This window comes from uncultured Sphingopyxis sp. (assembly GCF_900078365.1).
GTDB lineage: Bacteria > Pseudomonadota > Alphaproteobacteria > Sphingomonadales > Sphingomonadaceae > Sphingopyxis.
Genome location: NZ_LT598653.1, coordinates 1605426 through 1630140, shown reverse-complemented (window position 1 = coordinate 1630140; position 24715 = coordinate 1605426). Strand labels below are relative to the sequence as shown.

The 24715-nt window shown below is 64.3% G+C and carries 17 protein-coding genes; 5 read left to right on the top strand and 12 right to left on the bottom strand.

Features of this window, described 5'->3' with window-relative positions; all coding sequences use genetic code 11:
* Window position 1: 1 nt before the first annotated feature.
* The 7 genes from QZL87_RS07365 to QZL87_RS07335 are packed head-to-tail and all read right to left on the bottom strand — an operon-like array spanning window position 2 to window position 14790.
* Window positions 2–5326: an FtsK/SpoIIIE domain-containing protein gene (locus tag QZL87_RS07365; RefSeq protein ID WP_184101057.1), complete on the bottom strand. Its 5325-nt coding sequence runs from the start codon at window positions 5324–5326 to the stop codon at window positions 2–4.
* Window positions 5313–6950 (bottom strand): hypothetical protein, encoded by a 1638-nt coding sequence (locus tag QZL87_RS07360; RefSeq protein ID WP_184101060.1) that lies wholly within the window; start codon window positions 6948–6950, stop codon window positions 5313–5315. Before QZL87_RS07360 ends, QZL87_RS07365 begins: the two co-directional genes overlap by 14 nt.
* A 2-nt stretch (window positions 6951–6952) precedes the next feature.
* Complete coding sequence (locus tag QZL87_RS07355; RefSeq protein WP_184101062.1) at window positions 6953–8761, bottom strand: hypothetical protein; 1809 nt, start codon at window positions 8759–8761, stop codon at window positions 6953–6955.
* Window positions 8758–9582, bottom strand: a complete 825-nt coding sequence (locus tag QZL87_RS07350) for a phosphoadenosine phosphosulfate reductase family protein (RefSeq protein WP_184101064.1) — start codon at window positions 9580–9582, stop codon at window positions 8758–8760. The genes QZL87_RS07355 and QZL87_RS07350 overlap by 4 nt, the downstream gene beginning before the upstream one ends.
* Window positions 9579–12761 (bottom strand): hypothetical protein, encoded by a 3183-nt coding sequence (locus tag QZL87_RS07345; protein ID WP_184101066.1) that lies wholly within the window; start codon window positions 12759–12761, stop codon window positions 9579–9581. Before QZL87_RS07345 ends, QZL87_RS07350 begins: the two co-directional genes overlap by 4 nt.
* Window positions 12758–13642 carry a DUF4007 family protein gene (locus tag QZL87_RS07340; RefSeq protein ID WP_184101068.1) on the bottom strand — a complete coding sequence of 295 codons (885 nt, stop codon included), beginning with the start codon at window positions 13640–13642 and terminating at the stop codon, window positions 12758–12760. Before QZL87_RS07340 ends, QZL87_RS07345 begins: the two co-directional genes overlap by 4 nt.
* Window positions 13639–14790 (bottom strand): cysteine desulfurase family protein, encoded by a 1152-nt coding sequence (locus tag QZL87_RS07335; RefSeq protein WP_184101070.1) that lies wholly within the window; start codon window positions 14788–14790, stop codon window positions 13639–13641. The genes QZL87_RS07340 and QZL87_RS07335 overlap by 4 nt, the downstream gene beginning before the upstream one ends.
* Before the next feature lie 667 nt (window positions 14791–15457).
* Between QZL87_RS07335 and QZL87_RS07330 the strand changes: the two genes are divergently transcribed.
* Window positions 15458–16864 (top strand): ATP-binding protein, encoded by a 1407-nt coding sequence (locus QZL87_RS07330; protein WP_295325793.1) that lies wholly within the window; start codon window positions 15458–15460, stop codon window positions 16862–16864.
* Window positions 16861–17727, top strand: a complete 867-nt coding sequence (locus QZL87_RS07325; RefSeq protein WP_184101074.1) for a hypothetical protein — start codon at window positions 16861–16863, stop codon at window positions 17725–17727. The genes QZL87_RS07330 and QZL87_RS07325 overlap by 4 nt, the downstream gene beginning before the upstream one ends.
* A 141-nt stretch (window positions 17728–17868) precedes the next feature.
* Here the strand turns inward: QZL87_RS07325 and QZL87_RS07320 are convergent, their stop codons facing one another.
* From QZL87_RS07320 to QZL87_RS07305, 4 genes are all read right to left on the bottom strand, one after another.
* The gene (locus QZL87_RS07320; RefSeq protein ID WP_184101076.1) at window positions 17869–18480 is read right to left on the bottom strand and encodes a plasmid pRiA4b ORF-3 family protein; all 612 of its coding nucleotides are present in this window, start codon (window positions 18478–18480) and stop codon (window positions 17869–17871) included.
* Complete coding sequence (locus QZL87_RS07315) at window positions 18477–20009, bottom strand: IS66 family transposase (RefSeq protein ID WP_295325790.1); 1533 nt, start codon at window positions 20007–20009, stop codon at window positions 18477–18479. The genes QZL87_RS07320 and QZL87_RS07315 overlap by 4 nt, the downstream gene beginning before the upstream one ends.
* Window positions 20010–20071: 62 nt before the next feature.
* Window positions 20072–20419: an IS66 family insertion sequence element accessory protein TnpB gene (gene tnpB / locus QZL87_RS07310; RefSeq protein ID WP_137754517.1), complete on the bottom strand. Its 348-nt coding sequence runs from the start codon at window positions 20417–20419 to the stop codon at window positions 20072–20074.
* Complete coding sequence (locus QZL87_RS07305) at window positions 20416–20835, bottom strand: transposase (protein WP_246427310.1); 420 nt, start codon at window positions 20833–20835, stop codon at window positions 20416–20418. Before QZL87_RS07305 ends, tnpB begins: the two co-directional genes overlap by 4 nt.
* A 285-nt stretch (window positions 20836–21120) precedes the next feature.
* Between QZL87_RS07305 and QZL87_RS07300 the strand changes: the two genes are divergently transcribed.
* Window positions 21121–21369: an EexN family lipoprotein gene (locus QZL87_RS07300; RefSeq protein WP_184100756.1), complete on the top strand. Its 249-nt coding sequence runs from the start codon at window positions 21121–21123 to the stop codon at window positions 21367–21369.
* Window positions 21370–21384: 15 nt separating this feature from the next.
* Here QZL87_RS07300 and QZL87_RS07295 read toward each other — a convergent pair whose 3' ends face one another.
* Window positions 21385–22305: a HEPN domain-containing protein gene (locus QZL87_RS07295; RefSeq protein ID WP_184100754.1), complete on the bottom strand. Its 921-nt coding sequence runs from the start codon at window positions 22303–22305 to the stop codon at window positions 21385–21387.
* A gap of 171 nt (window positions 22306–22476) precedes the next feature.
* Between QZL87_RS07295 and QZL87_RS07290 the strand changes: the two genes are divergently transcribed.
* On the top strand, window positions 22477–23208 hold the full coding sequence (locus QZL87_RS07290) for a damage-inducible mutagenesis protein (protein WP_184100752.1): 732 nt from the start codon (window positions 22477–22479) through the stop codon (window positions 23206–23208).
* Complete coding sequence (locus tag QZL87_RS07285; protein ID WP_184100750.1) at window positions 23129–24679, top strand: DUF6504 family protein; 1551 nt, start codon at window positions 23129–23131, stop codon at window positions 24677–24679. The genes QZL87_RS07290 and QZL87_RS07285 overlap by 80 nt, the downstream gene beginning before the upstream one ends.
* Window positions 24680–24715 lie beyond the last annotated feature (36 nt).

Genomic DNA, 24715 nt, shown 5'->3' with positions numbered 1-24715 from the left:
GTCAGCTTGCCGGTGCACCGCGCTGGCGCCAAGCTGCAACGATGGCATCGACGAGATCCTCGACCTCATCGTCACCGATGAAGGGGACCTGTGCGTAAATTTTCTCGTCGCTATCGAGCTTGGCGATGAGATGCCCCTTGCCGAGCAGGCGATCGGCGCCCTTTTCGCCGAGCGCGATCTTCGAGCTGCCTTCATCGGGCAGGCGCAGGATCAGCCGGTTGCCAAGATTGGTGCGCAATTGCATCGTCATGACCTGCACGTCGGCGCGCTGATAAACCATGAAAAGATGCAATCCCGCGGCCCGCGCCTTGGTCGCGATCTTATTGAGCAGGCTGTCGACCGTTTTCTTGAAGTCGTCGTCCTGCATCCAGTTCGCCACCTCGTCGAAAAATATGAACACGCGGGGCAACCTCTCCTCGGCCGCGACGCGTCGATTATATTGATCGATATTGCGGTAACCGCGCTCCGAAATAAGATCGTAGCGCTCCTCCATCTGGTTCACGAGCCGCTCGAGCAGCGCCACCGCCTCGTCCTGATCCGCTACGATCCCGCCGCGCAGATGCGGCAGACGTCGCGCCCAAGCATAATCGACGCCACGTTTGGGGTCGATCAGATGAAGTTCGATATCCTCGGGTGCATTGAGCGCACAAAGATCGAGCATCAGATTGGTCGCGAGAATCCCTTTGCCGCTACCGGTATTCCCCGACACCAGACTATGCGGCGCAGCGCGCTCCTGCCCCCCGAAATCGCCTGCCAGAGGCAGGTAGAGCAGCGCGCCGTCATCTTCCTTTTCCCCGACGAGCGGCGCGCAGCTTTCGGCGGGCGACGCCCCGGGGCTCGGCGAGCGGCGAAGCCAGGCGTCGGCGAGATGGAGGATGGCGCGTTCGGGGCGACGGATCGCGACCGCTATATGTCCGGGCATTGGGCTGATGCGCACGATATCGATACGATGCTTCGTAAGCAGATCGGTCTGGCGCCGTTCGAGCCAGCCGACGGTCAGCGTGCGCGCGCCCACATAAACAAGCGCACTATTGGGCGTCAGCCGGCTCTCGATGATGGGCGCATCCATTCCCTCCGCCTGCAGGGCATTCTGGAGGTCGCGCACTTTTTCCTGGAGCCAGAGTTCGCCAATTGCCTGGTCCTCGGCATGGCTCATACTCAGGAGGGCGGCGCGGATCGGCGGCGCCCAGCCTTCACCACCCGCGGCAAAGGGCGTGGCCGTAGCGGACGCTGGCGCAGCCTCTCCGTCGCTATCGGCCGCCGCGTGTTTCTCTGCCGGCTCGGGAACGATGTCCGCCACGGCGTTGCTCTCCATGTCCGGATAGGCGCTGGCGAGAGGTTCCGTATCCGCGCCTTGTTCTGCAACACCACCACCAGACGGGAGCGGACCGCGCTCGGGCGCTGGCGGCGGTCCGCCGTGCGGCCAGTCCGGCGGCAAAGGGAGCGGCGGCGGCGGCAGATCGTCGCCGAGCGAACGGAGAAGAGCGACAACGTCGCCGCGACCGTGGACCCATTGGGCGATCGGGCGACGCTCTTCGGGCGGGAGATCCTCATCGGGCAGCATCGGTTTGTTGCCGTCCGCACCTTCGAGATCGAAACTGAACAGCATCGAATGGCCACTGACTTCGACGCGCACCGTCTGCTGGCGGAGGGCCTCGAGCCAGGCCGCCTGAGTCAGGCCCCCAACCGTATCGAAGGGGTCCATATGTTCGAGCAGCATATCAGCAATCCGGTTGCGCCAGATCGCGGGATCGAGATTGCTTTCGGCAAGCAGAAGTCGCCGGTCCATTTCGGTGTAGCTGGCCTCGAGCTGGCGCAATGACTTCACCCGATGCTGCGCGAGGGTCGACGCCGTGCAATATTTCGCCTCGGCGATCACGACGCGGACGAGCGGCCCTTCGCCGTCCGCCGAAAAGCATATGCCCATGATATCGGCCATCTCGCCCTTGAGATCGAGCCAGCGGCGATTGTCGTCGAGAAAGAACCAGGCGGCGGCATGGTCGCCATGCGCGGCGAACAGCCCCTCAAGGCGGCGTTCGGTAAGAACGAGGCCCAGCATTTCTTGCGCATAGTTGCGCCACTGCGCGGCGCGCATGACGACCGCGCCCGACAGGCGGGCGGCCGACGCATGAATGCGCGTCAGCAGCCGCCCGCGGTCTTCTGCGGACATATCGGGTAGCAGCTGTGCGAGGTCTCCCCCGAGCCGATCGCCGATATCGCTGCTCGAAACCTCGGCGGAGACGATGACATTATGGGCCGAATTGGGTGTCGAAAAATAGCGGATGATCCGGCGGCCATCCTGCACGATCAGCCGTTTGTCGGCAATGCGGTCGAAGGTCACGACCCAGTTGGCGAGCCCGTGCGCCCGCGCGAGGACGTCGGCGACCTCGGTGTCGACAAACTCGACCCATCGGAGGGGCAGCCAGGGTCCCGCGGGAGCGGTGACCTGCCGGTGGAGCACATCATAAAGAGCATGCGTCCAGGCCGCGACGGGCGCGGGCTGGATGGGCGCGGTCAGGAACAGCCCGGATTCCACGCTTCGCTTCTGGAAGGGTAGCCGCTTCGACCGGTCGGTCGGCATGTGCGCTGCAATATCCATGGGATCGGCGACGGGCTCTCCCTCTTTCCAGCGCACCTGGGCGGATCGCGCGATCACGTCCTGAAGCAGAATGAGATCGCTGCCTTTCCCGCCGTCGGGTGCGACCAGACGGTCCGGCCCGACGAGACTGATGCGGAGACGCGACAGGAAACCACGCGAGAAATCACTCGATGCCGGCGCGGCGATCTCGGCGGCGATCCGCCGGTTTTGGCTCTCGTAAAGGTCGCGAAGGCGCGCCTGGTCGTCATGGGTGATGACGAGATCGCAGCGGACATCTGGGTTTTCGTCGACGAACCGCGCGAGATTATTGGCCAGCAGGACCGGGATATCGTCGGATTCGGTACCGAGCATCGCGATCGAGAAATTGGTCCGCTCGTGCGGCCGCAGCTCGAGATATTCCGTGGTGATGCGCCGCAGCGCCTCGACCGCCTCTTTCGCGCCTTCCTCGCCGATGTTGCGCACGCCCTCGCCTTGCGCCTCCTCGAGCAGGCTGCAGTCGAGAACGCGCTGGGTTTCGGCGAGGAGATGCCCTCCGCTTCGCCCAATATCGCCATAATAGCTGTTTGCGAGAATGCGCACCCGGCTCTCGAGAAATTCGGACGCCCCCGTTCGCTGGGTGGCGGTGGAGCTGGTAAGCGCCTTGCTGGCGGCGCTGAACTGCCGCGCCTTCGCTCCGATTTCGGCGAGACGCAGCGGATTCCAGGCCGTGACGATCGCACCAGGGCGGCGGCTGTCGGCCTCGATCGAACCGATCGCGAGCAAGGGTGCGAAGAGTTCGCGAAGGCCTGCCTCGGTCGCGGCATGGCTCCGCAGTGCGGCGAACACATCGCCGAACGCCTCTAGCTGCCCGATGAGGTCGGCCGATGCGAGACCGTCGCCCGCGATCATCGCCGCGATCGCGGCCGAATAGCGGGCTCGGAAACCCGCAAAGGCCCCACGAATGGCGACGGCGCCGTCTCGCGTGACGATCGCGTCGGCCTCAAGCTCGGCGAGCGAGGCAAGGAAGCGCTTGCAGACGAGATTGCTTTCCCGTTCGGAGTTCGCGAGCACGCCGAGCGTCATGCCGAAGGTGTCGATCATCGACGCCGCATCTTCGAGATCGATGCCCGATGCGCCGCCCCGCGAGCGCCGGTTCTCGGTAACCGATCCGGTGAGGAGGAAGGCGTCGCTGGCGCCGTCGGCCAGGATGAAACGCAGGTCGGTTGGCAGCGAATAGCCGATCGCATTGGCGATCGGCCGCCAGTTCATATGCGCGCGGGCGAGCGGATCGCGGACTTTCCCGCCGCGCGCCGAGCCCGCTTCGCTGGCAGGCACCAGAAAGGCTTCGAATTCGATCGAGTTGGTGCCCGACGGGCCGTCGGCCGCTTCCTTCTCCCAATCGCGTTCCCAGCACAGGCCGAAGTCGAGGATGATCTCGGGCGCCAACAACTGGTCGAGACCGCGATAGCGGTCACGCAGGTACACAAGTTGGCGTTTAAGCTTCTCGTTCGCCCAGAAGCTGGCCTGGTCCGACCCGCGAAGCCAGATATAGACGCGCATGTCGCCGTCGCCGTCGCTTTCCGCCGAAACCCGGTCGATCAACCGCAGCAGGCCTTCGTAGAGGTCGCCGACTTCAATCGCCTTCTTGAAAATCAGCTTTTCCCAGCGGCGGTACAGCGCGGGGTTGCGTTTCAGCCGCTCGCGATGGCTCTCGAAAAAATCGTCGATCTTCGGCCCGGGCGTTGCGACGTCGGTCTTGAGACCGTCGAGAAACTCCTTCTCGGCGTCCGTGAGCGTCGCCCGGAACTCCTGATCAAAAAGCCTCCGCGTGTCCTGTCCGAAGGTCGGTTTTTCGGTCTTGCGGGCCTGCGCGAAAACCGCAGACATTTCATCCCAGGGTATTTCGGCGGCGGCCGCCTGGGCTTGGCTCCACAGGCCATCGCGAACGTTGCGATCGTCGCAGAGCGCCGCGATCCGGTCGGCATGCAATTCGCCGAGCGTTCCCGCTTCTTTCAGCTCGCCGAGCTTGCGCAGAAGCTCCCCTGCGGCGAGGGTTTCGCCTTCCTTGTTGCGGCGGAAAAGGAAGGGCTGCGCGTCGGCGCGTAGTTGCTGGAAGAACTGGCGCGCCGCAGGCGCGTCGGCCGATATCTTCGTCTTGGCATCGCCAGCGCTGCGCGGCAGACGCAACGCGGGAAGCGCATCGCGAACAGCATTGTCGAGCATCGCGCCCGCCAGCATCGTTTGCGCGACGCGCGCGCAGAATTCCGCGAGCAGTGCGGGCGTAACCATCAGGTCGCTGGCGAGTAGGCCAGCGATCACATGACCGAAACCTTCGCGGGTTTCTTCGAGACTGTGCGCGAGGGCAATCTCGCTCCAGTCATAAGGGCGTTCGACGAGCCAGGCTTCGTCGATCCGGGTGACATGCCCGATGCTCTGCTCGACCGACCGGATGTGCGCGGCTGGGACCGAAAAAATCGTGGCGCGCACGCCGGGCGTCGGGTGGTTGCGGTGCCAGGTGGCGGTGCGGCTTGACACGCTCGCCGCACCGAGATCGCCAGCGCGAAGCAGCGGGTGGACGAACACCTCGATCGGGCCGATATGAGAAATCGCCGCAATATGGCGCGCCATCGCGCTCGTGATGTCGGGTCGCAGCCCCATGATTCCGAAAAGCGCGCGCGTCCCGGGCGCTTGCAGCGTATCGGCGATCCGCCGCGCGGCGACGCGCCCGATGATGTCAAGCGACTGCATCGCGCACCTCGCTGGCCAGCGCCGCACCATCGGCGTGAAACGGATTGGTCACGAAAGCGCAATCGTCGGACTTGCGTTCGAGGTAGCCGAGCATGCGTAGCCGTTCCTCGAAGCTGCGCTCATTTTCGCGAAAGCTCGCCTCAGTTTCGGGAAGTTCGCCGCCGAAGGCCTGCATCGCCTCCTGCGCACCGATGACGATGTGATAGCGCCGATAGAGCCGGGCCAGAAAGGCGTCGAGCTCGACCGGACCGCCGACGTTGGCGAGCACGAGCGCCTCAATGAGTTCGTCATTCGGCGCATACCATGTCCCGACCCCGGCACGGGCGGTGACCGCGCCAGTCTGGCGCCCGGTCGCGACATACATGGCGCCGACCGAATGGCTTCGCGAACGCTGGACGTCGTTCAGAAGTTCTTCCATCTGTTCACGCGCACTGGGCATTGCGTGCGGATCGGTCCCGATGTCGCGCGACCACAGGAAGCGTCCCGCGAGATGGTTTCGCGCGGTGAGGCTGTTGTTCGGACTGGTCTCGATCGCCTGCCATTCGGAGCTGGCCCGGTAGTTTTCGACGAAGCTGCGCATCGCTTCCTGCGGCAGGCGGCGATGACGACGATACATGGAATCGGAAAGCTTGCGCAGGCCGGTCGCGCTCGACGTTCCTACCATGTCCATGACGAAAGGCGGAACATGGTCGCTGTCGCTCTCGGACGTCTCGATGCCGCGCTCGACGACGTAGATCATGAGGTCGAATCCGCTGAGCCGGGCCAGCGAAGCGAGCGAGGTCGCCAGCGGCAATCGCCGCAAGGACAGGATTGCCAGCCAGTCGGCGGCGATCCGGTCATAGGCGCGGTGTGTCAGGAGCGGAAGATAGCCGGTGGTCAGCGAGCGCGTCGTGTTTTCCTCCGCCTCGCGCCCCTGAAGTTTGCGCGTGAGCCGATTCCACGGGCTGCGCGCCTTGAGCAGCCGTTCGCGCAGAATGGCCTCGATCCGCGCGCGGTCGGGCGAACGGTTGAGCATCAGGTAGATGATCTCGCCCGATCGGCGGAGCCAGCGCCGGTCGGGCTGCAGCTTCACCTCGCTCACATCGGAGAAGATCATATTGTCGCCGAGCGGGAGAAGGTGCCGCGAGGTCGGGCGGCGGTTGTTGTTGCCGTCGATCTGGCTGCTGCGCAGCAAGGCGACCGCGTTCGCCAGATCCTGAAAATGCGGAAATGCCTTGCGCAGATAGGCGATGTCGAGCTGGTTCGACGCGGCCGCCTCGCGCTCCCATGTCGCCCACATCGTTGCATTGTCGTTTCCGGAGGCGGCGATGTCATCGAGATACTGGTCGGAAAAGAGCAGATGCCGCAGCGATTCGGACAGCGGGACATTATATTGAAGCCACTCGTGCACGGGATTTCCCGCCCCGTCACTCTCGGGCCCGGGAAATATCGTCTTCGCGTCGCGCTCGCGCGCAAAGCAAATGTGGATGGTCTCGAGGATCGAGAGCCAGGGCGACTGGTCGTCGTACAGGAGAAGGCCCCAGATCGGATATTCGCACCACAAGGTGATCTGGTTGAGCTGCAACCGCGCGGGCGGGGTCAGCGCCTGGTTGACGACAAGCGGCGACATTTTGCTATCGGACATCGTCAGACCTCGAGCATCTTGGCGTCGATCTGGCCCGAAGATCCGAGCGAGAGCACATGAACCGCGTTCAGTTCCTCGTCCTGGTCGCCCTCGCCGAACGCTGCCGCCGCAATCAGGGCGAACTGGCGGATTTCCTGCTGGCACTGGCGCGAGAAACTCGAGGGAAGACTGCCCTCCTCCACCCGTAGAAGATATTCGAACAACAGCGGGCGGAGATCGAGCGGATCGATTTCGCCGCTTGCCGACTTGCTTGTGATGCGCAAGCGTGGGCGGCCAGCCCCTTCCCCCATCTCGAGGCGAATATTCTCGAATTTCGCCGCGCGCGAAATCGCATCGACGGTGGCGATACGGCCGACCGTATCGTCGGTCCGCCCAATCGTCCCCGCGAGCCAGAGCTTGTCGCTCTCCTCGGCCATCATCCCGAGATAGGCGCGGTTCAAGCCTTTCACGAGGCGTCGCGTCACCTGGTCGAGCAGCGTCTTGTCGCCATCGCCTTCGAGCCCCTCCATCACCTTGAGATAAAGGCCGGCATGATGGAACATGGTCAGCCGCCAGGGCGAGGCCGGACCGTCCCCCGCATCGGGAAGACGAAAGAAGGCGCGGCGGCGCTGGGTTGCGATCGCGCGCCGGAATTCGTCGGCCTTGTCGCGATCGGCGGTCACATAATAGGCGCGGCGCGCGGGCTCAAAGAGCTGTTCGCCGTAGAGAAGATCTGCCTCGAACAAATGCCGCGCGACCTCTTCGGGAACGCCGCGGGTCAAGGCGTCGTCGAGGAGATTGTTCGTTTCCTCGCCAAGGCCAAGCGCGGCCATCTGATGGAAAACGACATAACCCGATCGGCGCGCGGAAGGCACATTGAGACCGAGCGCATTTTCATAAGGGTTGCAGACCGCATATTGGCCGCGGCTGGCTCGGACCCGCGCCCGCGCACAGTCGAGCATCGGATCGTCGGGCGTCGTGCGGTCCCCGAGAAGGATATTGACCCCAAGCATGATCAGAAAGCGGATCGGTACATGACTGTCGTTCGCCGCGCCGAGCCGCAGCACATCCTCAATGCGATCGCGGAAAATCGAGCCCACCCCAAGATCTCCGCGCAGCAGCGCGCGGTTGAGCCGTATCGGACACGGGTTGTCGGTCCCAGTGCCCGGGCACCCCTCACAGCCCTCGTCCCATTGCGGATGATCGAGGATCTGCCCGAAAATCCGTTCGACCGTGTCGCGGCTCCAGGTGCGGCTCAGGTTGAGCAGCGCCAGATCGAGCGGTCCCTCGACGCGGTCAAAGCGCAGCATTCGCGCCAGTTCGGCCTGGATCTCGGGCGCGCCCGCGAGGTCGCTCGAACGGAAGTAGCGCAGTAGCTGGCCATCATTGGCCGCCACCAGATAGCGGATATCGCTGCGCTCGCCCTTGAGGCAGGCGATAAGGCCGGCAAGCTCGGCGTCCTTTTCCTCCTCTTCGAGCTCGCTGAGATCGCGGATCACCCGGAGCTGCGCGCCATTGGGCAGTTCGACCTCGAGAACCGGATCGCGGCCGGGCCACTGCTCAGGGGGGAGCGCGAGCTTTCCGAGCAGAAATTGCCGGATATGATAAGTTTTTCCATCCCCCGCCGTCCCGGTGAGAATGACGTTGCGCGGCGTATCGCCGCAAAGCGCCTCGACCATCTCGTCCAGCCGCGGCGCGGGAATTTCGAGCGGCGCGACGTCGAACCGGTCGAGCGCATCGCGCACATTCTCGTCGCTCAGCATGTCGGCTTCGGGCGAAGGACCGTAGGTCTTCAGAAAGGAGACCAGCGGATTGGAGTGGCAGGCGCTCACAGGTGGCAGACCGCGCAGCCGTCGTCCGCCTTTGCCTTGATCTGGCGCCGCGGCATGCGCTCGACGTCATCGAGCGACCGGCCATCGACCCAGGTATATTTGCGTCCCCCCTTCATCCGCTCATAATCCTTCGCCCGCTCGTAGAGGGCCGGATGCCGTTCCTTCAGCCCCTGCCATTCCCCGATCTGCTGGTAGAAACAGAAATAGCAGCCCGAGCGGCTGCGCCATTCATAATAGTCGGGAAGGCCGAGGCCCGCGCTATCGAGGATGCGCCCGACCTCCGCAATGTCGATCGCATCGTCGCGATAGGGATAGACCGGTGTGATATTGGGACGCTCGGAGATCACCACGGGCTTGGCCCCCGAAGTCCCCGTTCCGAGATAGCCCGCGCGGTTTTCATCGGCGCGCAGCCCGATATAGGAATAGGCGCGGCCGCTGCCCACGAAGCGCTCGAACGGCGCGATCTTCATGATCCGCGTACACCAGCGTGCCCGCGGGCTCGGCAGGAAACCGGCAAAATGCTCGTACAGCGCGATGTCGAACGGCGTACGGCCCGGCTTTTCCGCCACGTCGAACATTTCCATGGCCGACACCCGGTGAATCGTCTCGCCGAGAACATTCTCGAGGCGGTCGAGATAATCGATCGTCTCGGGAAGCTCGACGCCCGTGTCGGAGAAGACATATTCGAACCGGACGTCGGGATTGCGCTGCTTCAGATAGACGGCGAGCGCCGAACTGTCCTTGCCGCCCGACACCGGCACGATATGCCGCGCCTCCGCGTCGCGGACCGCTTCGTCGACATGAACCGCACCGCTCGTCATATATTCCCCCCCGCGACCCTGAGGCCCGCTTCGCGGTCGGCCTCGTCATCCTCCTCGTCCAGCCTTTGCAACATCGCGGCGAGCCCCGCGAGGCGCGCCTCGATGATCGGCCGCAGCGCCTCGTCTGGACGATCTGTATCGAGCGCGGCCGATTCGATCCGGTCGCGCGCGTCGCGCAGCGCAAAACGGAACTCGGCCGCGGTGCGGTCGTCCCACTTGTCGAGACTGCGCTGGAGCAGGATCGAACTCAAATTATTGGCCAAAGACTTGGGCGAGAAGCGGCCGTTGATGGCTTCGACCGATTTCCGAAGCACCGCCTTGTCGATGATGCGCAGGTCGCCGCGCCGCTCGATCGCGGACATGTCGAAGCAATTCGCCCAGGCGGTGACCGCGGCCAGCGGGTCTGGCACGGGAATGTTCGAGCGAAAGCTCTCCCGGATGACATCGACGGCCTCGGCCGCAAATTGGTCGCGCATATGATCGACATCGTTGCGCGCCCCTTCGAGCGCCGCGATATTCTCCAGCAGGGCTTTCTTTCCGCCCATCGCCTCGGGAAGCGCGCGAAACAGAAGGTCGACCGGATCGCCCATCGCGCCGAGTGCACGAAGTAGGCTCTTGCCCCTCGCGCTCAGCTTCTGGGACCGCCGCGACCCGTCGGGAACCGTGAGAAGCCAGCGCAGGATCGCGTCATATGCAAAGCGCACCAGCTCATCGGCGGACGAGGGATGCTCATGCGCGAAGACATAAGCGATCTCCGACAGATATTCCTTCCTTTCGGGCGTTACGTCGAGAACCTGGACGGTAAAGCCCTCGGGATTGGCGACCATGCCGTCGAACTGGAAGCCGAGCGTATCGGCGACATAGATGCCATCCTTGTAGAGTGCGACGGCACGAGCGAAATGTTTGAAGCCCGCAGCGACAAGCAAAGGGATGACCGCCCGGGGCGCCCCGATCGGCACTGCGGTCAGCCCGGCGACGAAGGCGCCGAGATCCTTATAGCCGTGCATCCCACTCGGTTGCCGGAAAAATTCCGCGATCCTCGTCCAGACCTCGCGAAGCCCCGGATCGGCCAGTTCGTCGGGATCGGCAAAGCGTGTCGCGCCCGCGGGACGCAGTCCGCTATGTTCGAAGACCGTGCGGTAGATCGACCCCTCCGCGCTGCGATCGCCTTCCTCATAGCCGAGCCGCGGCCGATCGCCACGTTCGAGGATCGCGCCGACGATCCGCACGCGGGCGGTCTGCATCGTCCGCGACGCCGCGTCGCGCATCAACTGCTCGTTCGCGATCCTCGGGGTCTGATGGAACCAGCGCCCCAGAAGCCGCGACGCTGCCATCGAGGCGGGGCGCTCGGCGCTGACCCCGAGCTGCTCGCCTTCGGCATACCAGCTCGCCGATCCGCCGCGCGGATCGAGAAGGGTTCGCAGTTGTGACGCGAGTTCCTCGAAGGCGACCGACTGAAGCTCGTCAATCTCGGTGACGACCATCGGGTCGGATTCGAGAAATTCCTTGTCGGCCCGCAAGGCTTCGATCGAGGTCAGTTCGAGAGCGGCGCTCTCGGCCGCCAGAGGGCGGTCGGGAACGACGATGACCGCGCGGGCGCGCGTCTTGAGCGCAGCCTTGCGCGCCAGTTTGATCGCCGCCTTGTCATCGGCGAGAACGTAGAGGAGCTGGCCTTCGATAGCCGCGGGATCCTCGACGAGCGCCGTAAGTTCGTCTAGCGATACATAGCGCCCCCCGAGGAACCGGTTAACGCCGAATTCGGCATTGTGCCGCGTCGCGCGAAGATGGGGCGCGGGAAAGCGCTCTTCGAGGAAGGGACGCAGCGCGAAGGCCGCGCCACGCCGCTCGCGCTCTTCGCGAACACGGATCGCGACATCGATATCGGCGCCGTGCCAGACCGCCACATCGTCGGTGTGTCGCCGCCAGAGCAACAGATTGGCTGCCAGCAGCGCATCGATGGCCTCGGATATGTCGGCGCGCGGCGCCGAGCCGGCCAGCGCGAGTTCGAGCAGGTCCCGCGGCAGCCGGCGGCGCTCGCCGCTCGTGCCCAGCTGGAGAAGGCAGGCGCCCGCAAGGATGGCGCGCTGCAGATCGTCATCGGCGCGCGACCGGGCGCTTTCGGTCTCGATCCAGCGGCGGTAGGTGCCGCCGATCCCGACATCGGTGCGCATCGCGTCCGAAAACGCTGAGTAGATCGCCTCGATATCGACCGGACGCGCAAGATCGGCCTCGCGCAGGAAGGAGAAAAGGCTTCGCTCATTCTGGCCGACCCGCGCGACGAGCGTCGGGAGGATTTGGAGCGCGCCTGGCGAAAGCGGACGCGCATCGTCGAGGATGGCGCGCATTCGCTCGCGGGTTTCGATGCCGTCGAGCCATTTCCAGCGCAGCGCGGCATCGATCGTCTCGTCATCGGCGACGGCGAAGGCGGCATCGACCGCGGCGGGGCGCATGTCGCGTACCACATCGGCGACGAGGCGGTAGAATTCCTGGCTGTCCTCGACCATGCGCAAGGCATCGAAACGGCCTTCGATCTTGCGCCATTCGCTGCGCGACGTCTCGTTGAGCCGCGTCGCATAGGCCAGGAGATTCTGGTGGAGGAGGAGCGTGAGGCTCATCGAGGGGTCCGACGCGCGCGCGACGCGCTCCGCCAGACGCTGGACGACGTCGAGCTCGCTCGCACGACCGTCGGCGACAAGCCCTTCTAAATGGCGCCCGAACTCGTCCCAGATGATGGCGACATGATCCCAGCCGCCATCGCGCATCGCCTTCCCGAAGCCCTCGACAGTCTTGGGCGGGTTCGCCATGCCGAGCGATGCGGCAATCGCGGCCAACGGATCGTCGACGAGGCCGGTCAGAATGACGAGATTGCCCCGGCCGTTCCGCCCACAATAGGCGAGATAGTCGGCGCTAGCCGCCGGATCGACATGCGCGAGGCGGTCCAGAACGGGTGCGAGCGCCTCGCAATCGCCGGGCTCGCCGCGAACCAGGAGCGCGCCAACCCCTGCCGCGAGGCTCTTTCCACTGCCATATGGTGCAATGACCATCGTGACGGCGCCAGGCCGGGTTATCGCCGTGATGATCGGCAGCGCGCGCCGGGTCGGCCTGTAATGCGCGAAACGCGGCGGATGCGCGAGATCCTCGACGAGACTGAGCGAGCGGAAGAAGCTGGCCTCTATCATACGTCCGCCTCGATGCGCTCGTAATAATCCTGCATCCAGCTCTCGACCTTGCGATGTCCCGCTAGGACGTGCCGTTCCCCCGCCAGCGATTCGATGCTCACCCCCTTCATCCAGAGCGCATCGGCAGCGCGCGACGCGATATCGTCGATCGTTTCGAACGAGGAGCAGAATATCCGGCCGGGACCGCCAGGAAGCGTCGCCAGCTCGCGCAACGACAGCGCGTCCTTTCCTGTCGCCTCGGATAAGAGCGAGACCGAGGCAAGAAAGGCCTCTGGCGGCAAACCGACCGGAGAACGCGCCCGCTCGAAGCGGCGCACCACATCTTGGCGGAGGATCAGCCCAAGCTCGCGCAGCGGGCAGGCTCCGACATCATCGGGATCGACGAAGTCGACGCCGGGCCGGGCGGCATAGGCGCTGAGAATACAGGCGACATCCTTTTGCGCGACCGCCGGACTTGCGGGACGGACCGCCTTGGCGCGGACATGATCAAGGAAGGCGTCGGTGCACATTGCGCGGTCGAAATGCCGCTCGGCAAAATCGTTGAAGAACCAGTGCCAGACGCTGCCCTCGCGCGAGGTAAGAAATAGGTGAAGAAACCACCAGGTGCCGGGCAGTTCGCAATAGGGATCATAGCGCAGGACGAGCTTAGCAGCTTGCGACGGGACGCGCCCACTGCGCGCGTCAGCGCTGTCGTCCGCGAGCCCCGTGGCACGGAGCCAGAAACCCAAGGATTCGACCATCTTGGACCCAAGGCCAAGCTCGTCGGCGACCTCGGTCGTCGGATGAAAGGCGCCCTCGCGCTGCATCTGGAGGAGGCCCTTCGGCAGCCAGCCGTAGCGCACCGGGAAGGTTGCGTGCCCGCCGTAGGAATAACGGGTCATGCCAGTTGCCATGACCGGTTCCTCAAAAGGCTCACGCTGGCCGCAACGACGTCCGCTGCGATATCGATCTCGGCCGCGCTGTTGAGCGCGGACACGGAAAAGCGCAGCGTCTCAAAGGCTTCGGCCTCGGTCAGCCCGAGCGCGGTCAGCACATGCGAAGGCTCGGGTCGCTGGCTCGAACAAGCCGAGCCCTGCGAGGCGGCGACGCCGCGCACATCGAGCTGGCCCGCGAGCGCCATCGCGTCGATGCCGGGAAACCTGATGCTCATGATGTTGGGTAGCCGCGGCGCTGAAGCGCCGAGGAGGATGGCATCGGGCACGGCGGTCCGGAGCCGCCCCTCGAACCGTTCACGCAGCGCGGCCATATGCGCAACGCTGCCCGCCAACGTGCTCGCGCGCTCGTCGCAAGCCACACCAAATCCCGCGATCAGCGGCACCGCTTCGGTGCCCGCGCGCAGCCCATGTTCCTGATCGCCGCCGAACAGGAGCGGCGCGAGCGGGACGTCGCGGGTGCCGGCCACGACCGCCCCCACCCCCATCGGCCCGTGCAGCTTGTGCGCGGACACGGTAATGACGTCGGGACCGCGGCCTTCCGCAAGATCGATCGGCACCTTGCCGAACGCCTGTGCCGCATCGGAATGGAAGAGCGTTTGCGATCGGCCCGCAAGGATCGCGGCGATCTTGTCGATGGGTTGCAGGATTCCCGTCTCGCTGTTGGCAGCCTGAATCGAGACCAGCAGCGGTCCCTGAATAGACGCGGCGAGCGCCGTGAGCGTGGCGAGATCGACGATGCCCTCGGCATCGACGCCGAGGACATGCACCCGCTCGGGAGACGGGGCCTGCGCCGCGGCGCGCAATATCGAGGGATGTTCGACGCTCGTCGTGACGAGCGTGCCCGCAAACCCGCTGCGCAGGACCATATTATTGGCTTCGGTGCAGCCCGAGGTGAAAACGACCCCTTCCTCGAATGCGCCGTCGACGAGCCGCAGCACGCTGTCTCGCGCGGCGGCGAGGATCTTTCGCGAGCGGGCGCCGAATTCATGGGCGCTCGCAGCATTGCCCGCGCCGCCCTCGAGCGCCGCGACGATGGCGGCGATAACATCGGGTGTCGCGGGTGTGTTCGCCGCCGCATCGAGGTTGATGGACAAATCGCTGTCGTAAAAAGCCGGCAAATTCTTGCCAATCCCATCCTGAATCACATCGCCCCCATTCGCCTTGCCCGACCATAGGAGTCGCGCTCGCCACTGCCAACCGCCCAATCGACACCAAAATGGTTGCCATCCTTCGACAAAGATGCACCAGTATTGAAACATATCACGAACAAATAGTAGGAACCAGCCGGTTTCCGGTGATTTCGTATCAGAATAGTTTCGCGCTCACCGCTCCTTTGCTCCTCTCGCGCACCGACGAGTCGATTGGCATTGACCGCAACGGAGCGGACAAAGGTCATATGACTCAAGATGTTTCCTTACGCTGGTAGCGCTTGTTATCGCAGGGCTGCTTTCTTCCTGTGGAGCGGCGGCTCCACCTTCGCGCGGCCTTGTGACCGTCCTCGCTTTTCTCCTGATCCTCTACTTCGAGTTCTACTCAGCAGCGCAGCTTCACTGCCCCGCCTTCTCGGTAGAATCTGCAGCCATCTGACGATGACAAGAAGCGAATGCAAAATCCTATGTTGTCCCGTGCGATTAAGGAAAGAGGATCACTTACAATATTGGCGAGTACAGTGTCGTTACGCGTAACGATTGGATGTTTCTTGCGATTGACAAGCGAGACGATGTGCCTTCACCAAGGCCGCTAGGGCAACTTTCGGATATTATGATGACGACGCAATTTGCGATCAGAGCGGTCAACGTCGACTTGCCGATGTTGGGCACACAGAGATTATCATTCTCCAATCCGACCGAACTTGCTTCGCATTCGACGATTCTCGTCGGCCGGAACGGTACAGGAAAATCAACGATCCTGCGCGATCTTGTCATGGCGCTACGCGCCTATTTCGCGACCAATGCGCTGCAAAGCCGCCAGGGCCTCGGACGGATTTCCAGCATCGAGATCGACAGCGAGGGGCGACATGTCGAATTGAATTTCGGCGCCGATGTGAAGCAATTCAAAGATGAACGGGATTCGCTGCGCGGAGAAGGCTGGGCGCCAAGCAAGGTCATTGCACTGTCCTTCACACCGTTCGACAAGTTTCCGCCGATCGACGACACGCTGCCCAGGCCCGGATCCCGCCCTGAGACGGCGCGCACAATAGTCGACCCGTTCTATGTCTATCTCGGCTTCAAGAACGATTTCAGGAGCTCGCCTCGCGCCCGACTGCTCCGCACAATCGACCAACTCGCCTTCGCGGAGTCGACCGTGCAATCCGACGAGCGGGTCGTCGATGCTTTCGACGCTATCGGCTATAGCCCGGTCATAGAGCTCGAGTATGAATTCACGCCGGGATGGCGCAGCGGCAGATACCAGTCAGATTTCGACGAGCAGAGGCTCAAGGAACTGGAGAGCATGCTCGAGGGTCATGTCCGCTCGGATGGCAAGCGACGGCGCCGAATGACCTATTACATCGACTTCCGTTTCGGGCGCCGCGACGCCTCGATCCCGATCGACTTCGAAGAAATCCGCCGCCTCACGGATGCCAGGGTTCTACGCCTCGGTTCGGTCAAGCTCCGTACGGCCGACGACAAGGAGGTCGAACTACTCGAACTGTCATCGGGTGAGCTCAATCTCTTCTCGGGTTTTCTCGGCCTCGCCGCTTTTCTGGAAGACGGGTGCCTCGTGCTGATCGACGAACCCGAGAACAGTCTCCATCCGGACTGGCAAATGCGATACACCGAGATGCTCGAAGCGGTATTCAGCCGGCATCGCGGCTGCCACTATATCATTGCAACACACTCGCCGCTGGTCGTCAGTGGCGTCGCCGGCCCACACGCGAAGATTCTGCGGCTCGATCAGGAACCGATCGAACTGCCGAGCCGGGCGGTCGCCAATGCATCGCCCGACGCCACGTTGCTGAGCGCATTCACAGTCGTCACCTCCGGCAACAATTTCCTCAAGCAAATCGTGCTCGAGACGATCACGCTGATCGATACGGGCAAGCATCGAAGTGCGCGCGCCCGCGAACTCGCACTGGCGCTTGCGAGCATCTACGACAAGATACCAGAGGACGATCCGATCCGCGATCTCGTCGCCGGCGTCGTCCAGACCATCCTGCAGCCATCATGAGCCGGTTTCTCGACTGCGAGATCGCCGAGATGGCCGGCGTGCGCGCGGACGTTGGCGAGGAGGTCTTCAACCGCTGGTTCGATAAGTCGGAGATCAAGGGGCGTCTCAAGAAGGTCTGCATGGACGAGCAGGGCCTGCGCTGCTGCTATTGCCGTAAGTTCGACAACACGACGAACAACCTGATATGGGATCTCGAGCATGTTCTCTGCGAGCTCTACTATCCGCAATTTTTCGCATCCGATGACAATCTAGCGGTAGCGTGCAAGCGTTGTAACAACGCGAAGAAACATGAAGATGTTCTGCGCCCCCAGCCCCGCCCCGACCCCCGTATCGAAGAGGTCCCGCAGCAGCCTGAATGCTATTCGATTCCTCACCCGCGCTTCGATGCCTGGTCGGATCATCTCAGCCATGTGAACTACCAGATATATAGTTCGGACACCGACAAGGGGGTCGAACTCATGCGCGTCTGCAAGCTCAATGAACCCGCGGTCGATCAAGCCGGCCTTGATCATGAAAGCGTGGTCGCCGCGATCAAGACGCAGTTTTTCCAAATCGTCGATAATGCGGTTAGCGCGCCGCCACCCGATGAGGAGATTCTGGTACGCATGGCGCGGGGTGTTCAGAATCTGGAGGATGAGCGCGCCGCGATGACGCTCGCTGGTCTTGCCCCAAAACTGCGAGCGCTCGGACGCAAGGCTGGGCGGCGCAATATGGAGCAATCGATCGCCGAGGCGCGTGCGCTTGCAGCCCCGCCCGCAAAACCGCCGAAAGAGAAAATCTCTGAAGGAAGAGCCTTATCGCTAGTGGCGTCTGTCGGAGGACCCCGCGCGCGCTACTCGCTGTCCGATCTTCGCGATAACTAGTTCTGTCGTCTTCGGGCAGTCGTATCTCCGCTTCAAGGCTTCATTTCGCCCCACCTAAACGGCCGGCATCAGGCACAAAGCCGCCGCTCTTCAATGAGGCCGGGCGTTGAGAAGTAAGCGTGGTCAGGAAGCCGCCATCGATTAGCTGTCGCGGGATTTAGCGTCGGCGTAGGCGGCTTTTCCCTGCGCCCTTCGCTTGGCGAGCTTTGCCATGCGTGCGCTGATCTCGTCGGGGCTGATATCGGCGGGGTCGAAGGGTCGGCCATACCATTCGATCATGGATTTGCGTTCGGGATGACGCGGCTTGGACATGGCCTCAAGGAACTCTTCGAACCCTGGTGTGCCACCGACATCTTCGGGCGGGGCTCGTCGTTCGCCATCGACGAAGCGCGGGTAATCGATGCCGGGGATGGCGGGTGTGATCTCTTCGATCTCGATACGATGTCGCCAGTTGTCCCCGAAATCATAGGTGTAGGTGAAGCTGGTGATGCCGCGCTCGACGAGCTTGCCGATGCGCATATTGGCGGCATCGCGGGTGCGGACCATGAAAGCGTCATCATCATCGAAGCGGATGCCATAGGCGGCATCGCCGACGTCGAAACGGAACAGATGGTAGTTCTCGAAGAGCATGCAGGCCTGGATCGCGAGGTGCAGGGTCTTGAGGCTGTTGGTGACGGGAAGTTCGACACGGCGCCAGATGGCGGGCTTCATGTCTTCGAGCGTGATGCGAATCCGTGCGATCTGGTCGGTCATGCCGCCATGCTGACGGGTGCGCTTTGCGCTGTCCAGTTCCACGGCATGAGCTCGTCCCAGCGGGAGGCGGGCCAGCCCGATGCGATCTTCTCGATGACATCGGCGATATAGGCCTGCGGCTCGACGCCGTTGAGCTTGGCTGTCTCGATGACCGAGTAGGTGGCAGCGGCGCGTTCGCCGCCAGCCTTCGATCCGGCGAACAGCCAGTTCTTGCGGCCGATCGCGATGGCGCGGATCGCGCGCTCGGCGATATTGTTGTCGATCTCCGCGATGCCGTCATCGATGTAGCGGGTGAGCGCATCCCAACGCTTGCGGCCATAGGCAAGCGCCTTCGCCATCGCCGACTTGGGCGACAGACGACGCAGGGCGTCGTCGATCGCGCCGCGAAGCGCATCGATCTGCGGCCTGGCTTGCTCCTGTCGTTGTCGGCGCCGGATATCGGGCGGCTGGCCGCGCACATCCTCTTCGATCCGGTAGAGCCCGGCGATACGTGTCAGCAGGTCGGTGGTAAGCGGCGTCGGGCTCGTCTGGTGGCACTCGAAGATCTTGCGGCGAAAGTGTGCCCAGCAGGCGACCTCGCGGATGCGGTTGCCTTCATAGAGCTTCTCATATCCGGCATAGCCGTCGGCCTGGAGAAGGCCGGTGAACGATCTGAGCTCGCTCTGCGGATGGATGCCGCTGCGATCGGGGGTGAACCGATACCAGGCGAGCGCCGGGGTGGCGGCGCCCGATGCGCGGTCATCGACGACATAGGCCCAGAGCCGCGCCTGCGCGGTGCGGCCCTTGCCGGGCACGAGCATCGGCACCGGCGTGTCGTCGGTGTGGAGCTTGGCGGCCTTCAGTCCTTCCTCGCGGATGCGGCTCACGATGGGGTCGAGCAGATGCGCGGCCTGGCCCGCCCAGCCGGCGAGGGTCGAGCGGTCGATGTCGATGCCCTGCGCCGCCATCATCTCTGCCTGGCGATAGAGGGGCAGATGGTGATCGAACTTGTTCACGACGACATGGGCGAGCGTCGCGAAGCGCGCCTTGCCGCGTGCTATGGCCTTCACCGGCGCCGGTGCCTGGACAATCCTGTCGCAGGCGCGGCAGCTATACTTGGGCCGCACGGTGCGGATGACGCGCCACTGGATCGGGGCGACGTCGAGTTGCTCGTCGCGGTCATCGCCCAACGGACGCAGCGCGCCGCCGCAATCGGGACAGGTGCAACTGCCGGCCTCGGGCTCGATCCGCCGTTCAGCGCGCAGCAGATGATCGGGCAAGGCGCGCACCGGCGATACCCGCTCGGCGGGCACCCTGTCGGTCGTTCGGCTATCCGCGACCTCGGCTTCGCCTTCGAGTTCTTCGAGAGCGAGCTCGAGCTGTTCGATCTGCAGCGCGAGCTTCTCCGACGACTGGCCGAAGGTCATGCGTCGGAGCTGGGCAAGCTGGTGCCGCAGGGTATCGATCAGCGTATCGCGGGCCGCGAGAGCGGCTTCGAGCTCGGCGATCCGGGCGTCCTTGTCGATGCTGGAAGAGGCTGGTTCCGACACCCCGGACGCCTAGCAAAAGCGGCGCCGCGATGCCAGTAGAACCCTCACTAATCCGCCACTTTTTACCCTGCAAGCAGGGGCGCCGCGGTGCGTTCGGGACGCCGCCAGTCGATGCCCTCAAGCAGCATCGAAAGCTGCGCCGCGGTGAGGCTGACTTTGCCCGCCTTGGTGATCGGCCAGATGAACCGGCCCCGGTCCATGCGCTTCGAGAACAGGCACAGGCCCTGGCCGTCATACCAGAGCAGCTTGACCAGATCGCCGCGCTTGCCGCGGAACGCGAACAGCGCGCCCGAGTGCGGACTCTTCTCCAGCACCTGCTGCACCAGCACCGCGAGACCATCGAACCCCTTGCGCATGTCGGTGGCGCCGCAGGCCAGATAAATGCGCGTTGTCGGTGGTAACGGGATCATCGGGCAAGGACGGACAACACCCGTGCCAGCGCATCGGCATCAACCGCCGCGTCGACGGTGAGCCGCACGCCTGACGGCAGCTCGATCCCGATCTGGCCGCTGCCTGCCGTCGCGGTGGCCGGCACCGACACCTCGACCTCGGCGAACGATGGCACCGGCGTGCGCTTCGCTCCCGTCAAATCACCCGCCAGTGCTTGCCGGCGCCACGTATAGAGCATCCCGCTGCCGACCGCGTGTCGCTGGCACGTCGCCGAGACCGAGCCGTCAGGGCCGAACGCCTCGCGCAGGATCGACAGCTTCTGATCCACCGACCAGCGACGACGCCCGCCCACGACCGCGATCCGACTGCTCATATGATCACTCATATGACCGGTCGTAAGAGCACTCGCTCCCGTCGCCGCGATATCCTCGTTCATCACCGCTCCTCGCAAAGAGCGGCTATCAGCACCGCGCAGCAGCTTCCTGCAAGGCGGCCTTCAGGACACGCTTACGTTGAGAACAAGTTCGAGAACTTGCGCCGCCGCTTTTAGCCGAGGCTTGCACATATGCGGCGGCCGCCCGGCGGCCTGTCTGTAACAAATGCCCGGCGGGCTGGCGACGGTGTGCGCAAACAATCGCTCTCGATTTGAGAGTTTCTGCGGTCTTTTGTTGCTCGGTCGTGACGCACCGCGATAATTTGCCGGCTCGCAAAGGAGAGCCTGATGAAGACGCAAGTTATTGGAATTGTTCTTCTCGGAACCGCGCTTACGGGCTGCGGGAAGGAGGAACCGCGCAGCCGGCAGTATTTCGAGGCGCATGTTGACGAGGCGCGCGAGGTATATGCGGGATGCCAGGATGGCTCGGTCCGCGGCGGTGAATGCGACAATGCCGAGATGGCTGTGAAGCGCGCCGATGCGAAAGCGCGGAGCAAGCGGTTTATCGGTGACGGGAAGGCTTACACACCCCGTTGATCTCCGTGCCGGGCATTAAAGCCCGGCGGCTACCCGGAGCTGTTCCAACTGTTCCCGGCAAAGCCTCTCGACAATCTCGCGCAGGTTGCGGGCCGCGGCGGCAAGTGCTTGTAGATCCTCGGCGGTGATCGCGTAGCTCGGCGAATATCGCGCCTCGACATACGCCCGCTTCAACAGCTCGAAGCGGCGCCGATCCAATTTGCTGTCGCGCGGCCAGGCTTCGATGAGCTGTGGTTCGCGGTCCTCGGCGAGCGAGCGGAGGAATTTGATGTTGTGCGAGCGCGGAAAGTAGAAGGTGTTCGTTAGCAGATAGCATCCGTAGAGGCGTTCAACCGCCTGATGCAGGGCGAATGCAGCTCCTTTAAGCCACCCTTTGTCCTGGCTCGCTTTGTCGAATTCAAACGCGAAGGCCTCTAATCGGCGTCCCGCCTCAGAGGAACCCTCATCAAAATATTCCGCCGCCATCTCGTAGGCGTCGGCCGGCGTAAGGGGTTTCGGTTGAGCAAGAGCGTGGTTCGGCAAATCGTAGAGCAGAATTCCGTCGCGCAGGATGTCGACCCAGAAATATTCGCCGCGGGTCAGCGCCTTGTTCACGTCGGACAGCGTGTGGACGATGATGTTGAGCGTCCGGCCGACCTCAGGATCGCGAAGAATCTTGTCCTCTGCGATATACCAGTGATCCGAGATATCGGTCAGGTCCTCGTGGCTGACGATGACGAGCAGGTCGAAATCCGACTGATAGCCGTTCTCGGGCTCGTCGACCCAATCCTCCCGCGCGTAGCTGCCGAACAGGATGATCTTCAGAATCTTGCCGTTACGCTTCTCGGCCTTGGTCGCGCGCTCGATCGAACGCGCGAATTCCTCCATCAGCACATCCTTGATGCGCTGGAGTTCGCCCTGCTGCCGCGCGGGAAGATGATCGATGTCCATTTTCATGTCAGCCCCTGAATCTGGCCGACAATCAAGACTCTGGCAAGCCAAACTCGATTCATTCCGGACCTGATCGCACCATGATCGGCCTGCCCTTTGCGGCGTCGCGCTTGACTCGGCAAGTCGAGAAGGAACAAAGAGGGAACGAATCCACTATCTGCCGAGTCCTATGACATCATGCGCCACCCTGCCGTCCTCGCCGATCTTCGCGCCAAAATTGCGCGGATCGATGGCGTGTGCGCGCGGCACGAGGTGCTTCCCTTCGGAGTCGACGCGGTCGATTCGCGGCTCCCGGGCGGCGGAATCGCGACCGGCGCGCTCCACGAGATAGCCGGAAGCCCCGAGCTCGCCGACGATGCGAGCGCGACGATCTTCCTCGCCGGCATCCTCGCGCGGACCGAGGGCCCCGTATTCTGGTGCCTGCGCTGGCACGACCTGTTCGCCCCTGCCCTTCACCTCGCGGGATTGCACCCCGACCGCGTGATCCATGTCGAGGCGGGCAGCGACACCAATGTCCTGCTCGCGATGGAGGAATGCCTGCGGCACCCCGGCCTCGCGGGCGTCGTCGGCGAGGTGAGCAAATATTCTTGCGTTGCGTCGAAGCGCCTCCAGCTCGCCGCCGAAACCTCGGGCGTGCCGGCCTTCGTGTTCCGCCGCACCAGCAAAGCCGATCAGGCGGCCGAAGGCACCGCCGCGGTGACGCGCTGGCGGATCACCGCAAGCCCGAGCGAGGACCTCGGCATTCCGAGCCTCGGCCGCCCGCGCTGGCGCGTCGCGCTCGAGCGGGTGCGCGGCGGCAATCCGCATTTCTGGATATTGGAGGGCTGCGATGCGACGGGTCGTATCGCTCTTCCTGCCGCACTGGTCGACCGACCGGCTGCGCAGGAAGACCGGCAAGCCGCGGCCTGACGGCGGCGTCCCTGCCCCACCGCTCGTGACCGCGATCCCCGACCATGGCCGGCGGATCGTCGCCGCGGTCGACGCGGACGCCCGCGCGCTCGGCATCCGCCCCGGCATGACGATCACCAAGGCGCGCGCCTTCGCGCCCGAACTCGATGTCGTCGACGCCGAGCCCGAAGTCGATTTCGAGGGGCTGCGCCGCCTCGCGCTCTGGGTGGGTGCGCGCTATTCGCCGGTGGTCGCGCCCGACCCGCCCGACGGACTCTGGCTCGACGTGACCGGCTGCGCCGCGCTCTTCTCGAGCGAGCGCGCTCTGCTCAAGGATCTGCACCGCCGCACCGGCGCTTTCGGCCTTTCGCTGCAGATCGCGGTCGCCGACACCGCGGGCTGCGCGCACGCGGTCGCGCGCTATGTCCCCGCCGGTCGGCCGGTGACGATCGAACCCGGCGCGCACCGCAAGGCCATTGCGCTGCTGCCGATCCGGGCGCTCCGCCTGCCGCCCGCCGACGTCGAGGCGCTACGCAAGCTCGGCTTCGAGCGGGTCGAGCAGTTAACCGGCGCCCCGCGCGGCCCACTCGCCAAGAGGTTCGGGCGCGAGCTGCACCGCCGCCTCGACCAGGCGCTCGGCACATTGCCCGAGCCGATCGAGCCGATCTTCCCCGAGCAGCTCCCGCGCGCGCGGCGCGGTTTCATGGAGCCGATCGCGACCGCCGAGGCCTTTGCGCAGGTCATCGGCGACCTTGCGCACGATATCGCGGGCCAGCTGGGCCGCCTCGGCAAGGGCGCGCGCCGGCTCGACTGCTATTTCCACCGCGTCGACGGGCAGGTGCAGGCGATCCGCGTCGGCACCGCGGCGCCATCGCGCGATCCAAAGCATCTCGCGAAACTCCTCACCGCGAAGATCGAGACCATCGACCCCGGGCTCGGGATCGAGGCGATGACGCTCGTCGCGCCGCTTATCGAGGTGCAGGCGCTGCGGCAGGGCGAGAGCCTCGAAAGCCTGACACGGCGCGGGCCCGACCTGCCCGCGCTCGTCGACACCCTCGCCAACCGTTTCGGCCAGCGCAGCCTGCACCGGACAGTACCCCGCCCCGGCGCGATGCCCGAGCGATCGGTCGCAATCACGCCGGCGCTCCGCCAAGCCGATGGCGCGGCATGGTCCGACGAGCTCCCGCGCCCGTCACGGATGCTCGCACGGCCCGAGCCGGTCGATGTCATCGCCCTGCTCCCCGACGACGCGCCGCGCCTCTTCGTCTGGCGCGGCAAGCGCTACCGCGTGACGCAGGGCGACGGGCCCGAGCGACTGCAGGGCGAATGGTGGCGCGATGGCGGGATCGAAGGCGAGACGCCGCTGAGCGTGCGCGACTATTACCAGGTCGAGACCGAAGCGGGCGGCCGTTACTGGCTGTTCCGCCTCGGCGATGGCGTCCACGCCGCGACCGGATCGATGCGCTGGTTTATCCACGGAGCCTTCGCTTGAGAAGGCGACCGATAGCAACCGGCATTCGCTTGAGAA

Coding starts and splice junctions, on each gene's coding strand:
- QZL87_RS07305 (WP_246427310.1), bottom strand. CDS start 20,835: ATGAACGAGGATATCGCGGCGACGGGAGCGAGTGCTCTTACGACCGGT.
- QZL87_RS07345 (WP_184101066.1), bottom strand. CDS start 12,761: ATGATAGAGGCCAGCTTCTTCCGCTCGCTCAGTCTCGTCGAGGATCTC.
- QZL87_RS07300 (WP_184100756.1), top strand. CDS start 21,121: ATGAAGACGCAAGTTATTGGAATTGTTCTTCTCGGAACCGCGCTTACG.
- QZL87_RS07340 (WP_184101068.1), bottom strand. CDS start 13,642: ATGACCCGTTATTCCTACGGCGGGCACGCAACCTTCCCGGTGCGCTAC.
- QZL87_RS07295 (WP_184100754.1), bottom strand. CDS start 22,305: ATGAAAATGGACATCGATCATCTTCCCGCGCGGCAGCAGGGCGAACTC.
- QZL87_RS07360 (WP_184101060.1), bottom strand. CDS start 6,950: ATGTCCGATAGCAAAATGTCGCCGCTTGTCGTCAACCAGGCGCTGACC.
- QZL87_RS07350 (WP_184101064.1), bottom strand. CDS start 9,582: ATGACGAGCGGTGCGGTTCATGTCGACGAAGCGGTCCGCGACGCGGAG.
- QZL87_RS07285 (WP_184100750.1), top strand. CDS start 23,129: ATGCGACGGGTCGTATCGCTCTTCCTGCCGCACTGGTCGACCGACCGG.
- QZL87_RS07320 (WP_184101076.1), bottom strand. CDS start 18,480: ATGACCGACCAGATCGCACGGATTCGCATCACGCTCGAAGACATGAAG.
- QZL87_RS07330 (WP_295325793.1), top strand. CDS start 15,458: ATGATGACGACGCAATTTGCGATCAGAGCGGTCAACGTCGACTTGCCG.
- QZL87_RS07365 (WP_184101057.1), bottom strand. CDS start 5,326: ATGCAGTCGCTTGACATCATCGGGCGCGTCGCCGCGCGGCGGATCGCC.
- QZL87_RS07290 (WP_184100752.1), top strand. CDS start 22,477: ATGCGCCACCCTGCCGTCCTCGCCGATCTTCGCGCCAAAATTGCGCGG.
- QZL87_RS07325 (WP_184101074.1), top strand. CDS start 16,861: ATGAGCCGGTTTCTCGACTGCGAGATCGCCGAGATGGCCGGCGTGCGC.
- tnpB (WP_137754517.1), bottom strand. CDS start 20,419: ATGATCCCGTTACCACCGACAACGCGCATTTATCTGGCCTGCGGCGCC.